At 33.3% G+C, this 15,160-nt stretch carries 16 protein-coding genes; 10 read left to right on the forward strand and 6 right to left on the reverse strand.

Annotation, left to right across the window (positions count from 1 at the left end):
* Positions 1 to 138 precede the first annotated feature (138 nt).
* The 4 genes from hemF to ACIQ2Z_RS00975 all read left to right on the forward strand — a co-directional run bounded on the left by hemF (position 139) and on the right by ACIQ2Z_RS00975 (position 3,464).
* Positions 139 to 1,041, forward strand: a complete 903-nt coding sequence (hemF, locus tag ACIQ2Z_RS00960; RefSeq protein ID WP_396172290.1) for an oxygen-dependent coproporphyrinogen oxidase — start codon at positions 139 to 141, stop codon at positions 1,039 to 1,041.
* The gene (locus tag ACIQ2Z_RS00965; RefSeq protein WP_396182299.1) at positions 1,032 to 1,973 is read left to right on the forward strand and encodes a DUF4421 family protein; all 942 of its coding nucleotides are present in this window, start codon (positions 1,032 to 1,034) and stop codon (positions 1,971 to 1,973) included. The genes hemF and ACIQ2Z_RS00965 overlap by 10 nt, the downstream gene beginning before the upstream one ends.
* Before the next feature lie 34 nt (positions 1,974 to 2,007).
* Complete coding sequence (gene hemB, locus ACIQ2Z_RS00970; protein WP_396182300.1) at positions 2,008 to 2,997, forward strand: porphobilinogen synthase; 990 nt, start codon at positions 2,008 to 2,010, stop codon at positions 2,995 to 2,997.
* 65 nt (positions 2,998 to 3,062) lie between these two features.
* Positions 3,063 to 3,464 (forward strand): c-type cytochrome, encoded by a 402-nt coding sequence (locus ACIQ2Z_RS00975; RefSeq protein WP_396182301.1) that lies wholly within the window; start codon positions 3,063 to 3,065, stop codon positions 3,462 to 3,464.
* A 1-nt stretch (position 3,465) separates the two neighbouring features.
* On the opposite strand, the gene ACIQ2Z_RS00980 is transcribed toward ACIQ2Z_RS00975, so the two are convergent.
* The gene (locus ACIQ2Z_RS00980) at positions 3,466 to 4,146 is read right to left on the reverse strand and encodes a response regulator transcription factor (protein ID WP_396182302.1); all 681 of its coding nucleotides are present in this window, start codon (positions 4,144 to 4,146) and stop codon (positions 3,466 to 3,468) included.
* Positions 4,143 to 5,411 (reverse strand): sensor histidine kinase, encoded by a 1,269-nt coding sequence (locus ACIQ2Z_RS00985; RefSeq protein ID WP_396182303.1) that lies wholly within the window; start codon positions 5,409 to 5,411, stop codon positions 4,143 to 4,145. The genes ACIQ2Z_RS00980 and ACIQ2Z_RS00985 overlap by 4 nt, the downstream gene beginning before the upstream one ends.
* Positions 5,412 to 5,574: 163 nt before the next feature.
* Here ACIQ2Z_RS00985 and ACIQ2Z_RS00990 point away from each other — a divergent pair, with 163 nt between their 5' ends.
* From ACIQ2Z_RS00990 to ACIQ2Z_RS01015, 6 genes are all read left to right on the forward strand, one after another.
* Positions 5,575 to 6,030: a DUF1573 domain-containing protein gene (locus ACIQ2Z_RS00990; RefSeq protein ID WP_396182304.1), complete on the forward strand. Its 456-nt coding sequence runs from the start codon at positions 5,575 to 5,577 to the stop codon at positions 6,028 to 6,030.
* Positions 6,031 to 6,393: 363 nt separating this feature from the next.
* The gene (locus tag ACIQ2Z_RS00995) at positions 6,394 to 7,089 is read left to right on the forward strand and encodes a T9SS type A sorting domain-containing protein (protein WP_396182320.1); all 696 of its coding nucleotides are present in this window, start codon (positions 6,394 to 6,396) and stop codon (positions 7,087 to 7,089) included.
* 65 nt (positions 7,090 to 7,154) lie between these two features.
* Complete coding sequence (locus ACIQ2Z_RS01000; RefSeq protein ID WP_396182305.1) at positions 7,155 to 8,534, forward strand: T9SS type A sorting domain-containing protein; 1,380 nt, start codon at positions 7,155 to 7,157, stop codon at positions 8,532 to 8,534.
* A 293-nt stretch (positions 8,535 to 8,827) separates the two neighbouring features.
* Positions 8,828 to 9,541 (forward strand): 3'-5' exonuclease, encoded by a 714-nt coding sequence (locus ACIQ2Z_RS01005; protein ID WP_396182306.1) that lies wholly within the window; start codon positions 8,828 to 8,830, stop codon positions 9,539 to 9,541.
* A complete protein-coding gene (locus ACIQ2Z_RS01010; protein ID WP_396182321.1) occupies positions 9,534 to 11,225 on the forward strand; it encodes an ABC transporter ATP-binding protein in 1,692 nt (563 codons plus the stop codon). The genes ACIQ2Z_RS01005 and ACIQ2Z_RS01010 overlap by 8 nt, the downstream gene beginning before the upstream one ends.
* A gap of 12 nt (positions 11,226 to 11,237) precedes the next feature.
* Positions 11,238 to 11,627, forward strand: a complete 390-nt coding sequence (locus ACIQ2Z_RS01015; RefSeq protein ID WP_396182307.1) for a hypothetical protein — start codon at positions 11,238 to 11,240, stop codon at positions 11,625 to 11,627.
* 51 nt (positions 11,628 to 11,678) lie between these two features.
* Here ACIQ2Z_RS01015 and ACIQ2Z_RS01020 read toward each other — a convergent pair whose 3' ends face one another.
* From ACIQ2Z_RS01020 to ACIQ2Z_RS01035, 4 genes are all read right to left on the reverse strand, one after another.
* Entirely contained in the window at positions 11,679 to 12,338 is a 660-nt protein-coding gene (locus tag ACIQ2Z_RS01020) for a CoA transferase subunit B (protein ID WP_396182308.1), read from the reverse strand.
* Between the two features lie 3 nt (positions 12,339 to 12,341).
* The gene (locus tag ACIQ2Z_RS01025; protein WP_396182309.1) at positions 12,342 to 13,043 is read right to left on the reverse strand and encodes a CoA transferase subunit A; all 702 of its coding nucleotides are present in this window, start codon (positions 13,041 to 13,043) and stop codon (positions 12,342 to 12,344) included.
* A gap of 79 nt (positions 13,044 to 13,122) precedes the next feature.
* On the reverse strand, positions 13,123 to 13,734 hold the full coding sequence (locus ACIQ2Z_RS01030) for a DUF6705 family protein (protein WP_396182310.1): 612 nt from the start codon (positions 13,732 to 13,734) through the stop codon (positions 13,123 to 13,125).
* A gap of 6 nt (positions 13,735 to 13,740) precedes the next feature.
* Positions 13,741 to 15,160: hypothetical protein (locus ACIQ2Z_RS01035; protein ID WP_396182311.1), on the reverse strand; the 1,420-nt coding region annotated here is incomplete at its 5' end.

Raw genomic sequence — 15,160 nt, forward strand, 5'->3', positions numbered from 1 at the left:
TCTAAGGAAAAAACATCGGTCGTCCCTATGGGACTTTGGTTGGGAAGTCCCATAGGGCCGGACGACAATGCTTGTGTTGGAGTTTATTCCAATGCAATAGATTGGATTTCATTGCAATGCTTATTAATTACAAACAGAATGAAAGATAAATTTCTAAAATATATCCAAACCCTCCAAAATCAAATCACTTCTAAATTAGAAGCGGTTGATGGTTTTGCGAAATTCCGTGAAGATGTTTGGGAACGAGCTGAAGGTGGTGGTGGACAAACTCGCGTCATCGAAAACGGTCAAGTATTCGAAAAAGGGGGTGTGAATATTTCAGCCGTTCATGGAAAATTACCTGATTCCATGCAAAAATTATTCAATGTGGGCGAAGCTGATTTTTTTGCCTGTGGTTTAAGTTTGGTTATTCATCCCAAAAGTCCGATGGTGCCAACCGTTCATGCCAATTGGCGGTATTTTGAAATGTATGATGAAAACGGAGCAATCATCAATCAATGGTTTGGCGGCGGACAAGATTTGACACCTCATTATCTATTTGAAGAAGATGCAATCCATTTTCATCAAACCTGTAAGGCAGCTTGTGACAAACACAATTTGGAGTACTATCCAAAATATAAAAGACAATGTGATAACTATTTTTGGAATGCTCACCGAAACGAAGCCCGAGGAATAGGTGGTTTGTTCTTTGATTATTGCAAAGCAACCGAAACAGTTTCCATGGACGATTGGTTTAATTTTGTAACCGAAATAGGGAATAGTTTTTTAGAAGCCTACGTGCCAATTGTAGAGAAAAGAGTACATTTGCCTTATACTCAACAACATAGAACTTGGCAAGAAATCCGTCGTGGTCGTTATGTAGAATTCAATTTAGTGCATGACAAAGGCACTTTATTCGGTTTGAAAACCAATGGTAGAATTGAAAGTATTTTGATGAGTTTGCCCCCGCATGTGCAATGGGTGTATGACCATCATCCTGAAAATGGAAGTGAAGAAGAAAAATTAATTGCTGTTTTAGAAAATCCGAAAGAGTGGTTGTAAAATTTGTCATAGTGTTGTTTTTTGGAGGAATCATGAGCTCATTTGCTCAAAAGGATTCACTTCAAAATACGCATTTTGTCTCCTATGATGAAAAAGTAATTTCAAGTATCTATTATCAAGACATATCAAATAGTTTTCAAGTCAATTTCAATACTGAAGGAGAAGCAAATTATTTGGGTTTAGAACCGAACCGAAGAGCACAGATCGGACTAAATTTAAGTTATAAATTTATTGACATTTCCTACGGATATTCGCCGGAGTTTTTGACTGAAAACAAAGACAACGATGGTTCTAAATTATTTAGTTTAGGGACTCGATTTTATTACAAAAAATGGATGCAATCTCTTTCTTTCATCAATCAAACAGGTTTTTATATAACCGATGGAGAAACAGAACTAGCTTTCCCCAGACTTAGAACCACAAAAATTGTAGGGACAACATCCTATATTTTTAATGATAAATTTTCATTCAAAATGATTGCTAATCAAAAGGAATGGCAAACAAAAAGTGCCGGAAGCTTCATTCCTAATCTTTCGATTTATTATACCAATTTCGATTTAAATGATGGAAATCCGGAAAGTAAAAGCAATATTTATTTAGTTTCTTTGTCGCCATCGTATTTTTATAATTGGGTAATTAACAATCACTTTTTAATTTCAGGCGGATTGTCCGTAGGTGGCGGATTTAATAGTGTTGATGGGGATTTTGCACCTATTTATGAGGGAAGCGTTAGTTTAAAAATTGGCTATAATTCCGACTCGTTTTTTACATTCGTCAATCTGAATTACATCGATTTTGCTCAAGATTCAGAAGCAGATATTCGTTTAAATGATCAAATATCAACCTTTAAAATTACAGCTGGTTATCGCTTTGACCCGCCCAAAAAAGTAAAAGAATATTACGACAAAGCAAATAAAAAAATCGGATTGTAAATGCTTAAATCTACAATCGTTAAATAAAAATAAAATGTACCCACTTAGAAGAAACAGACGATTACGAACCAATGAGTCTATTCGTTCACTTGTTCGCGAAACCATTCTTTCACCAAACGATTTTATTGTACCACTTTTTGTGGTGGAAGGAAAAGGAATCAAAGAAGAAATTCCTTCGATGCCAAATTATTTCCGATTGAGTTTGGATTTATTGGAAAAGGAAGTAAAAGAATTGGCAAAACTAAACCTGAAGTCCGTTTTGGTATTTGTAAAAGTACCGGATTCTTTAAAAGACAACAGAGGAACAGAAGCTTTGAATCCAAACGGGTTGATGCAACGAGCGGTGAAATTAATTAAAAATGCAGTTCCGGAAATGATTGTGATGACGGATGTGGCTCTAGATCCTTATTCAGTTTACGGTCACGATGGTGTGATTGAAAACGGAGCGATTGTTAATGATTTAACTTCAGCTATTTTGGCAGAAATGAGTTGTTCGCATGCAGAAGCAGGAGCGGACATTGTGGCTCCAAGTGACATGATGGATGGACGAATTCTGGAAATCAGAGAAGCTTTGGAAGATGAAGGTTATGTAAACACCGGAATCATGGCGTATAGTGCCAAATATGCTTCCGCACATTACGGACCGTTTCGCGAGGCACTCGACAGTGCTCCCGTTGACATGCAAAATGTTCCAAAAGATAAAAAAACCTATCAAATGGATTACCATAACCGCATCGAAGCCATTCGTGAAACCCGAATGGACATTGATGAAGGAGCGGATATTGTAATGGTAAAACCCGGAATATCGTATTTAGATATTGTTCGTGAAGTTAAAAATGCCTTTGATGTTCCTGTAGCAGTGTATCAGGTTTCCGGAGAGTATGCCATGATTAAAGCAGCTTCTGAAAGAGGGTGGTTAGACCACGACGCCATCATGATGGAACAAGTAACAGCAATAAAAAGAGCGGGAGCCGATATGATTGCAAGTTATTTTGCAAAAGACGTGGTGAAATTAATTTCATAAATGACTTTTATCAGCTATTTAAAATTATTTTACAAGTAAATTTGAGTAAATCAAAATGAAATCCTATGAAAAAACTATTTTTTTTACTTTTTACTTTGGTTTTTATTTCTTGTGGAGATAAAAAGTCGGAACCTTTTGGCAAAGCAACTGATGAGACATTGGTTGATCAAACAGAGGTTGCCGTTGACCCTACTCTTGCTTTAGGGGAAGATTTATTTAATGGTGTGGGATTATGCAAAACTTGCCATTTGCCTGATAAAAAAGTTATTGGACCTAGTATTGTTGAAATTGCTACTATTTATAAAGAAAAGGGAGGCAATATGGTTGAATTTTTAAAAGAAAATGCAGAACCTATCGTAGATCCTACGCAATATGAAGTGATGAAAACAAATTTTGCGGTGACTAAAACGCTTTCCGATGAAGAATTGAAAGCTTTAGAAACGTATATGTATAGTTTTTTGAAATAATTTATTCTAAAACTAATTTGAACCCAACTCTTGGAATGTTTTCAATCCGGATGTTGGGTTCTTCTTTAAATACTTTTCGCAGTCGCGAAATAAAAACATCTAAACTTCTCCCCACAAAATAATCATCGGTTCCCCAAAGTTCCATCAAAATTTTTTCTCTTTTTAAAACAGTGTTTTTATTCTCTAAAAAGAATTTTAATAAGGCAGCTTCCCGTTCAGTGAGGTTTGTCACTTCTTTTCCTTTGGAAACACAATAATTTGTTGGATCAAATTCAAAGAGACCAATTAAATAAGTTGTTGTTTTAGAGGTTGTTTTTTGACTTCGATTCAAAAACACTTCAATTTTCAAGGTCAATTCTTCTATGCTGTAAGGTTTAACCAGATAATCATCGGCACCCAACTTTAATCCTTTTATGCGGTCTTCTTTCATGGTTTTTGCTGAAAGAAAAATAATGGGGATTTCTTGATTTCGTTTTCGAATGGCAGTTGCAATTTCAAATCCATCCATATCCGGCAACATCACATCTAAAATACATAAATCATATTCCCCGGAACAAAAGGCATCAAAACCTTCTTTTCCATTAATAAAATGGGCAATATCATATTGATTTTCTAAACTATCAGCAGTTAAAAAACCTAGTGATTCATCATCTTCAACATAGAGAATTTTCTTTTTACTCATACTACATCTTTTTTTGGAATGAAAATAGAAACTGTTATGCCTTGATTTTCATTATTTTGAATAGCTATTTTCCAATGATGTAAATCAATTATTTTTTTCACATAAAATAAACCAATACCAAAACCTTCAATATCTTTTTTGTTTTCACGCGGAACCCGATAGAATTTATCAAAAACATAATCAATGTGTTGTGGAGCAATTCCGCTACCATTATCTGAAAAATGGAGAGTGATTCCTTTATCGGTTTCAACAGATTTTATTACTATTTCAGGGCTTTCAGAACAGTATTTCAAAGCATTATCAACAATGTTATACAAAACATTATTAAAATGAAATTCGTCGGCCAAAACAGAAATTTTAGAAGGTATTTCTATTTTAACAACACTTTTTTTAGTTGATTTTAAAATAGCATTTTCTTTTACTAATTCTAAAGCGTCTTTAATATTAATTGGTTTTTTGTCCAATTCTATCCATTTTGCATCTCCTTTTGCCACATTTAAAATCCGTTCAATATGTTGATTCAGTTTATGACTTTGGTTCGTGATAATTTGCATGTATTTGGCCAATTTTGGATTGTTTTTAATTTCATCCTGTGAAGAGGCATATTGTGAAGCAATTAAAATAGACGAAAGTGGTGTTTTGAATTCATGGGTCATGTTATTTATGAAATCAGTTTGCAATTCGGTATACTTTTTTTGTTTTAATAAAAGAAAAACAGAGTATACGTAAATAATTAAAACCAAAAACAATATGCCGGTGTAAATCCAATATTGACCTAACGAAGTAATAAATTTGTGTCGTAAATCCGGAAATCGAATTCCGAAATAATAGATTAAACCTTCATTTTTTTGAAAACAGTTTTCACACTTCTCCGGTTTACCCGAATCACTGGAAACATAATTTCCGTATATCATCTCATCTGTTCCACAATTATAAATGGCATATTCATAATCAATACCAAGTTTTACTTTTTGAAATTCAGATTTTAAATAATATTCTAAAACTTGGTGTTCAAAAACATCGTCAATATTTACAATATAATAATCGTCCGTAATTTTTTTAATTTGATTAGTAATGGCTAAATCCGTTTTGTTGTCACGATAAATCCGTTTTACTACATCTTGTAAAGCAAAGTGAATTTTGTCTTCAAACTCTTTTTTTTCAAAAGAATAGGCCTGATTTAGCATTAACAATTGCATAATCAACACCCCTACAATTGATAGGAATCCTGCAAAAATGATACTATTTAAACGGTTAAATTTCAATTTAATCTTAGATTTAGACACAAAACTACTAACACAAGCGTATATTTTTTTCTGATTAACAACTCATTAACAAAACTTATGATGTGCTTAACAAATATCCGCTTTCTTGTGAATATATTTGCTAAGTTCAAACGAATTAATCAATAATTTAAAAATAATAAGTATGAAATCTTTAAAAGTATCTTTATTTGCTTTTGCTGCAACAGTTTTGTTTTCAGTTAGTGCAAATGCTCAAGAAAAGAAAGCAGCAGTAACTCCTGCTATCACCACAACCCCAGCTCCTCAAAAACCAACAACTCCTGTAAAATGGAAAGAAGAGACTTTTGATTTTGGAGACATCAAAAAAGGAACACCAGTTTCTCATGATTTCACTTTTGTAAATACAACTAAACAAACAGTTTTAGTTACTGATGTAAAAGCATCTTGTGGATGTACGGCTACAAATTATACTAAAACACCAATTAAACCAGGTGAAAAAGCTACCATTACAGCAACTTATAATGCTGCAAGCCCAGGTGCTTTTTCAAAAACAGTAACTGTTTCTTTAAATGAAAATGAAGTACCAAAAGTACTCACTATTAAAGGGAAAGTATTGGATGATGCTCCTGTTACACAATAAGAATACCTGCTAAATTATAATTCGTTAAAAACCACCTTCTCCTAGAGGTGGTTTTTTTTGTTTTGTAAAAACCATAATTTAACCACTTCCCAATATCACTTAATGTATATACTTTTTTTACATTATTGTTTATTACTCTTTCTTCTACATTTTTCATATTTAATTTATTATTACTTATTACTAACTTCACATATAAATAGTCATAAAAAAAACTTCCAAAAATAAGTTGGAAGTTTGTTTTGAATGTAGTAATTTTATGTTGGGAAAATCTGTCTATTTCATATATAAAAGAAAATAAACGGAATTAACAACATAAAGATAATTGATTTAATATCAAAATACAACATTAAATTATTATTTTTTATTTTAGCTCAAAAAACGGATGGCACTTTATGGGGATGGGGAAGTGGTAGCTATGGTCAAGTAGGTAATGGTGAATTTAGTGGCAGTTTGACTCCCTTCCAGGTTACAACTGATACCTGGAAAGATTTTGCTGCGGGTTCCTTAAGATCCTATGGCATCAAAACCGATGGCACCCTATGGGCTTGGGGTAGAAATCAAGAGGGTCAATTGGGAGATGGCACTTTTGAAAATAGAAATGTTCCTACTCAAATTGGGACAGACAATAACTGGGATAGAATTTATGCAGGAGGAAATACCACTACCGTTGGAGTAAAATCCGATGGTTCCGTTTGGGTGTGGGGAACCAATGATTTTGGTCAATTTGGTAATGGCACACTCAATCAAGGGAGTACTGTGCCGTTACAAAACAATGCTTTGTGTACGTTGAGTATTTCTGACGTAGACAATCCGGAACTTAATGTCACCTTTTGGCCCAATCCAGTTACGGATGCCGCTTACTTAAAATGGAGTGTTGATTACTCTATCGATCAGTGGCGTTTGTATGACTTGAGAGGACAGTTGCTATTAGAAGAGAAAGTGCCCACTAATTCTTTTGAAACCAAAATTTCTATGGAACATCTACCTCAAGGGATTTATATGTTAACGTTGTGGTCAAACAACGAATATATTTCTTATTTTAAAGTTGTAAAAAAATAATTAGTACATTTTAATCATGACCTATCAGTAAAATAGGTCATGATTTTTCAATAAATTTTATATTAATGAAAAAGTTAATTTATTTTATTATTCTAATCAGCAGTATTTTAAATGCCCAATGTTATCAGAAAATTTCAGTAGGGGATGGTCATGTATTACTTTTAAAATCAGATAACAGCTTATGGGGATTTGGAGCATCAGGGGGAGGACAACTAGCTAATCAACCTTCTTCTACGACATTAATACCATCAGTTATTAGCTTTCAAAATATATGGAAAGATATTTTTGCAGCTCAAGGTAAATCATTTTTTACTAATCAAGATGGTTCTCTTTGGGCTACAGGAAATAATATCTATGGAAGCCTCGGTATCAATTCTACAACTTCAACCAATGTAATCACTCAAATAGGTTCAGGTAATAATTGGTTGAAAATAGTTGGTTCTCCCACCCACACCGTTGGTTTAAAAGAAGATGGCACTCTATGGGGTTGGGGTCAAAACAATGATTATGAATTAGGGCAAGGGCAAGGAAATAATTATCTAAGCCAGCTCACTCCCATACAAATCGGAACGGATAACCATTGGGTAGATGTTGCAGTAACTGATTCCGGTACTTTTGCACTAAAAAATGATGGAACGTTTTGGGGATGTGGGTTTAATAGTAATGTAATGTTGGGTTTTTTAGGCAACTATGTATATACCCTTTCACAAGGTCATTCGGATAATTGGAGTAAAATTCAAGCCGGTTCATTTTTTATTTTGGCTCAAAAAATGGATGGCACTTTATGGGCATGGGGAAATGGTAGCTATGGTCAAGTTGGTAATGGTGAATTTAGTGGCAGTTTGACCCCTTTTCAGATTACAACCGATACATGGAAAGATTTTGCAACTGGATTAATGCGTTCCTACGGCATCAAAACCGATGGCACCCTATGGGCTTGGGGTAGAAATCAAGAGGGTCAATTGGGAGATGGCACTTTTGAAAATCGAAATGTACCTACCCAAATAGGTTCAGATAACAATTGGGATAGAATTTATGCAGGAGGAAATACCACTACCGTTGGAGTAAAATCCGATGGCTCCGTTTGGGTGTGGGGAAGCAATGATTTTGGTCAGTTTGGCAATGGCACACTCAATCAAGGCAGTAATGTACCACTACAAAACAACGCGTTGTGCACGTTGGGTGTTGCTGATTTTGATGATGAAAAAGGGAGTGTTTCTTTTTATCCTAATCCTGCTCAAGATGTAGTTCAATTTACTTATAATGAACTACCTAATGCTAAATTTGAGGTGTTTGACCTTAACTGCAGATTGATGTATCAAACTAAAACCATTGGTTTTAGGGGTCAACTAGCTATTCCTGTGGCTCAATGGAGTCGAGGAGTTTATGTGTTTAAAATAGTATCAGAGAATAGGGAGATTATTAAAAAAATGGTGTTAAATTAATAATATTTTTTTAAGCTTAATAATATGAAAAGTAAATCACGAATTCTAGAATTAGAATGACTATTTCTAAATAGTAGATACAGATTATTAGATAAAATTTATTAAACACTTGCAAAAACGTTTTTACAAGTGTTTTTTATTTCTATTCATAAAAACAATACGCAGATTTATTAACATATGTTTAAACTCCAAACTAATTGTAAAATTTTTTCATTTAAAAGAATGAATGTATTTTTTATTCCTTATTTCTATCATTCTTTTTTATACATTTATAAAAGCTAAATTCATTGATTATGATAGAAAAAATTAAACTCGACAACATTTTATTTTTGGATATTGAGACTGTTCCGGAAGAAGAAAATTTCAAATTATTAGATGAAGAAAAGCAATATCTTTTTGAATCTAAAACGCAATACCAACGTAAGGATGAATTTACACCAGAAGAATTTTATGACAAAGCCGGTATATGGGCAGAGTTTGGTAAAATTATATGTATTTCTGTTGGCTATTTTATAACTAAAGGAGATGTCCGAAATTTTAGAGTCACTTCTTTTTTTGGAGAAGAGAAAAAGATTTTGAAGGATTTCAGCAATTTACTCAATAACCATTTTAATCAACCACAGCATATTTTATGTGGTCACAATGCCAAGGAATTTGATTTTCCTTTTATCGCCAGAAGAATGATTATTAATCAAATTGAAATTCCAGCTAAATTGAATTTATTTGGCAAAAAACCTTGGGAAGTTCCGCATTTAGACACGCTAGAGCTTTGGAAATTTGGTGATTACAAACATTATACTTCCATGCGTTTACTCACTAAAGTCCTGCAAATTCCATCTCCTAAAGATGATATTGACGGTAGTGAAGTAGCCTATGTTTATTATGTAGAAAAAGATATTGACCGTATCATCACTTATTGTGAAAAGGATGTGATAGCCGTTGCACAAGTTTTTTTACGATTACGTAGAGAGGATTTATTAATTGAAGAGGAAATTATTCATGTGTAATGAAATGCCAATATTATCAATAGATAATCTTGATATTTCCTTTTTGAAAGAAAGGAAATATCTACCGGTTGTTCATCAATTAACCTATGAATTATATGAAAATGAAATTTTAGGAATTGTCGGGGAATCCGGATCAGGGAAGTCTGTTTCTTCCTTGGCAATCATGGGTTTGTTGCCTTCTTCTATTTCAAAAATTGCCAATGGTTCTATCGTTTTTGAAGGCAAAGATATTTCCTTATTGTCGGATCAGGAATTTCAAAAAATCAGAGGAAATGAAATTGCAATGGTTTTTCAGGAACCCATGAGTTCACTGAATCCTTCGATGAAATGCGGCATGCAAGTAGCAGAAATTTTAGAAATACACACATCACTTTCAAAAAAAGAAATTAAAAATCAAGTAATTTCTCTTTTTGAAAAAGTAAAATTACCAAATCCGGAAGAACTGTTTTCTAAATATCCTCACCAAATTTCCGGCGGACAAAAGCAACGGGTTATGATAGCTATGGCAATTGCTTGTAAGCCTAAAATTTTAATTGCAGATGAACCCACAACTGCTTTGGATGTTACCGTTCAAAAGGAAATCATACAATTGCTAAAAGAGTTGCAGAGAGAAACGAAGATGAGCATACTCTTTATTTCACACGATTTATCTTTAGTTTCTGAAATCGCTAATCGGGTTTTAGTGATGTATAAAGGTCAAATTGTAGAACAGGGAATTGCCAAAGAAATTTTCGAAAATCCTCAACATAATTACACTAAAGCTCTTATTGCCTCGCGACCTTCATTGGATTTTCGCTTGAAAAGGCTTCCCACCATTCAAGATTTTTTGAAAGAATCATTCAAAAGCGAAATAGTTTCTGCAGAGGAAAGAAATAAAAATCAATTGAAAATCTATTCAAAATCGCCACTTTTAGAAGTGAAAAATATTGGAAAAGACTATTTTTCTTCAGTAGGTTTATTCGGAAAGCAACATTCTTTTAAAGCCGTAAATGATGTTAGTTTTAAAATTTATGAAGGCGAAACAGTTGGCTTAGTAGGGGAATCAGGGTGTGGAAAATCAACATTAGGAAATGCTATTTTGCAATTAGATAAAGCTACTTCGGGACAAATTTTTTATAAAGGAAATGACATTACAAACTTAAATAAGGAAGATATTCGAAAATTACGAAAAGAAATTCAAATCATTTTTCAAGATCCATATTCTTCTTTAAATCCAAGAATTCCAATTGGGAAAGCGATAATGGAACCCATGAAAGTGCATGGATTATTTGCTAATGATGCCGAACGAAAAGCAAAAGCAATCGAAATTTTGGAACGAGTTGGTTTAGGAGAATCCTTTTTTAACCGTTATCCACATGAGTTTTCAGGAGGACAGCGGCAACGCATTGGAATAGCCAGAACAATTGCCTTACAACCCAAGCTTATTGTTTGTGACGAATCGGTTTCGGCGTTAGATATATCTGTTCAGGCTCAAGTGTTGAATTTATTGAACGAATTAAAAGAGAATTTTGGCTTCACTTATATTTTTATTTCACATGATTTAGCGGTTGTAAAATATATGAGTGACCAAGTTTTAGTAATGAATAAAGGAAAAATTGAAGAAATGGCTGATGCCGATGAATTGTATGCTCATCCAAAAAGTGAGTATACTAAAAAGTTGATTGAAGCGATACCGAAAGGATAAAAATTAAAAAACATGTTATTTACTGCAACTTTTTCAGAGTTTTATGAAAAATTTAAAACCAGTCTTTCTGATGGGACTTTTGCCAAACTTACTTTTGCCAAAACCATTGGAAAAACGGAATTAAAAAATATTTTTATACGTCCTATTTTAGAAGAAAACGAGTTGAAATTAGAACTAAAATTCCGATTTCAAAAAGAAGAGTTGTTTGAAATTCATACTATTAACCAAGCCTTTAATCGCTTGCTTCCTTTTATTAACAATCCGTTTTTATCAGTTATTTTATTTACTACAGAATTTGATTTGACGTATAAATTAAACAAAAAAAGAGTGGTGAGTGTCACCGATCAACATCCAACTTTTGGCAATGCGAATGAGGTTTTATTGGCCTATTTAAACAAATAAAAAGCTATTAAAGGTTGAATTTTAATAGCCTTTAAATTTTTTGAGCAATATTTAATCTAAAATCATCTCAGGAATTTCACCTTCTACAATTAATTTCCCTTCCGTAGCTTTGATAATTTCTTCAACGGTTACTCCCGGTGCTCTTTCTAGTAATTTAAAACCGTTTGGTGTTACGTCCATTACTGCTAATTCAGTTACTATTTTTTTAACACAACCAACTCCTGTCAATGGTAATGTACAACTTTTAAGGACTTTGGATTCCCCAGCTTTATTAACATGCATCATGGCCACGATGATATTTTCGGCAGAAGCTACTAAATCCATAGCTCCACCCATTCCTTTAACCATTTTTCCGGGGATTTTCCAATTAGCAATATCACCGTTTTCGGAAACTTCCATCGCACCTAAAATCGTTAAGTCAACTTTTTTGCTTCGTATCATTCCAAAACTAAAAGCGGAGTCAAAAAAGGAAGCTCCGGGCAACGTAGTAATAGTTTGTTTTCCTGCATTGATAATGTCCGCATCTTCTTCTTCTTCAAATGGAAATGGACCCATGCCCAATACTCCGTTTTCACTTTGAAATTCAACAGAAATGTCTGTTCTGACAAAATTTGCTACTAATGTTGGAATGCCAATTCCTAAATTCACATAGTAACCGTCTTTTACTTCTTTTGCAATTCGTTTTGCAATTTGGTTTTTATCTAATGCCATGATTTATGCCTTTTGTCTAACGGTTCTTTGCTCAATTCTTTTTTCAAACTTTTCCCCTTTAAAAATACGATTGACCATTATTCCAGGAATGTGGATTTGGTTAGGGTCTAGAGTTCCGGCGGGCACTAATTCTTCCACTTCAGCAATCGTGATTTTGGCTGCTCCGGCCATACAAGAGTTGAAGTTTCTGGCTGTTCCTTTGAATATTAAGTTTCCGGCTTCATCACCTTTCCATGCTTTTACAATCGCAAAATCGGCTTTGTATGCTTCTTCCATTACATACATTTTGCCATTGAATTCGCGGGTTTCTTTTCCTTCTGCTACTTCGGTTCCGTAACCGGCGGGTGTAAAAAAAGCAGGAATTCCATGTTGAGCTGCTCTGCATTTTTCAGCCAATGTACCTTGAGGCGTAAGTTCAACTTCTAACTCACCGGACAACATTTGACGTTCAAATTCAGCATTTTCACCCACGTAGGAAGAAATCATTTTTTTGATTTGTTTTTTTTGAAGCAACAAGCCCAATCCAAAATCATCTACTCCGGCATTGTTCGAAATACAGGTTAGGTTGGCTACATTCATCTTAACCAGCTCAGCAATACTGTTTTCAGGAATGCCACAAAGGCCAAAGCCTCCTAACATAATGGTCATATTGTCAGTGATTCCCTGCAATGCTTCTTGCACAGAATTTACCTTTCGTTTAATCATATCGTTTGTTTGTTTTTCCGATTTTAAAGGTATAAAAAAATGGGCTTTTATAAAACCCATTTCATTTTTATTTCAGCATTTAATCAATTTTAGTTAACACATATTGACCGGAAGGCAACCTAAAATCATCAAAAGGGTAATCTTCCATGACAGAACCATAGACATGAAACATAATTTTAATTTTTTCAATTCCACTTTCTAAAAAATGACGCATTACTAATTTTGATGGCAATTCAGATCTTTCAGAATCTTCTAATCCTCCGGTAATGAATTTTTCATTGTTTAAACAATAAGGACAATCAAAATTCCAAATACCCCTAACTGAATCTACAATTCCATTAGCCACAAAATAATGATTGGTGTAGGTGTTGTTGATATTTGGTATTGTATTGAATATTATTGTATTATTTAAAACATATTTACATTCACCTATTAAAACATCATATTTTTTATTTAACGTTAAATCATTATATTGAATTATTTTTTTGAATTCAATTTCAATAAATGAAGTTGAGTTTAAATTTAATCTCCATTTACCTTCGTATTTGTTTAAATCGTTATTGAGATCTTTGTAATATGCACCATCAACAAAGAATACATTTTCAGGTGTATTATATAACGGGTAGGTTTGTGCATTAATTTCTGTAATAATTAAAAAAGCAATTATTAATGTTATTTCTTTAATTTTCATGATTTATTAATTTAAGTTTATCCAGTCTGAATTATCGTTATTTAATTTATACAGTGAAATACCAGCATTATGTTTTGTTAAAAATGTTATGAGATTATTTATATATCTTGTGCTACTAACATCTGTATTTGCTGTATTATTGTATAGTTTTTCTAATTCTCTATCAAACTTTTTAAAATCATTATTTACTGTATTACAAAACGCATTATATTGGTCAACATTTTTTATCTGATAGGCAAAAACATTATCTTCTGTTACGAGTATAAAGGTAAATACTTCTGGTGTTTCAACTTGGGTAGCAGCATTTTTAACTTTGTTTAAATTAATTAAATCTGAAACTGAAAACATTGGATAACCATTTCTGTTATGACTGTGAACAAAAGCAACAATAAAGGGCCCTTTTGGTACTTTAATCTCATTTGGTCCTCCACTAAAAATGTTAGCTAAATAAAAATTTGTACCATTATAACTAATATTAAAGCCATATTCTGATGCAGATAGTCCTTCTTGAGCAGCATACCCTTGTAAAGTAGAAATCTTATTCAAAAACCCAGTTGTGGTTAATAGCTTTTTTAAATATTTTTTACCGTCGGTATCCGGTAACATTCCTATTTGGCCTGCTTTAGGGCAAGGGTTGCTTGGAGTGCTTTGAGGAATTCTAAAATAAGTTATGATTAAATTAAAGTCATAACCAGCACAAGTATCTGAATTTTGCATTTCTTCATAACTTGTATATCTTCGTCTACAACTTGTATCTACACATTCATATATCCAACTCATATTAGTACCACTTCCACCACTTAACCCATCACCAGATATACCACCCGGCCCGGTTGGGTTACCTCCTCCGGATATTGTTCCACCGCCGGAAGTGTTGCCGTCAGAGGGTAGTGTAGGGTTCAATGGTAAAGGATCAACTTCAATAGGATCACATGGCCCGGTTGAAGATAAAGTGGTAAAATAAACCATCCCTTTGAAATCATGAATTTCTTTAAGGTTGTTATAATAGTCTTCCTTGAAGTCTTCATCCATTACATACTTTAAAAGTTCAATGGTTGATTGACCATCTTTAACACTAAACACTAAATTAAAAAAATTACCATCTGTTTTTTCCGGATGATTTATGATTTTAAAAGTATAGTTTGTATTGCCAAAACTATCGATTACTTCTATAATTTGAGCATAATCAACATATTGCCCGTCATCTCTCAAATGAAGAGAGCTTCTGCCTGTTTTTCTGCCATTTGAATAAGAAGTAAACATCATTTCTTTGATTTTTTTAGCTTCTTTGCCGGTTATTATTCTGGTTTTTTGATGATTAAGCTTAGGGCCAAAATGTGTGCCGTTTTCTAAGAAATCATCTTCTTTTTGGCAACTCTGAAAATAAACCAAAAAGCACATTAGAGTAAAAATACTCAAAAATTTC

The sequence above is a fragment of the Flavobacterium sp. genome, from assembly GCF_044361015.1.
Classification (GTDB): domain Bacteria; phylum Bacteroidota; class Bacteroidia; order Flavobacteriales; family Flavobacteriaceae; genus Flavobacterium.